The 255-nt window shown below is 34.5% G+C and carries 1 rRNA gene; it reads right to left on the bottom strand.

The features are described from left to right. Positions 1-204 precede the first annotated feature (204 nt). Positions 205-255, bottom strand: a 16S ribosomal RNA gene (locus AC0C45_RS30225); the annotation flags it as partial.

The raw sequence follows: 255 nt of genomic DNA, 5'->3' as shown, positions 1-255 counted from the left end.
CATACTGTTGTGTTATTTATTGGTTTGATTAAAGAAAAGTTTCACTTTTCCTCAGCAATTACTGTTATCTAGTTTTCAAAGAACAATCGCAACCAAAATTCTTCTTATCTAATAAGAAGAAAGTAGTATGCTTTCTATAATTGAGAGATTGAACTCTCAAAACTGAACAAAGTGTCAAAACGTACGTCATGTAAAAATCCTTAGAAAGGAGGTGATCCAGCCGCACCTTCCGATACGGCTACCTTGTTACGACTT

It is taken from the genome of Priestia sp. VA7 (genome assembly GCF_055710015.1).
The sequence above is the reverse complement of the archived record's forward strand: the minus strand, read 5'-3'. Positions and strand labels throughout refer to the sequence as shown.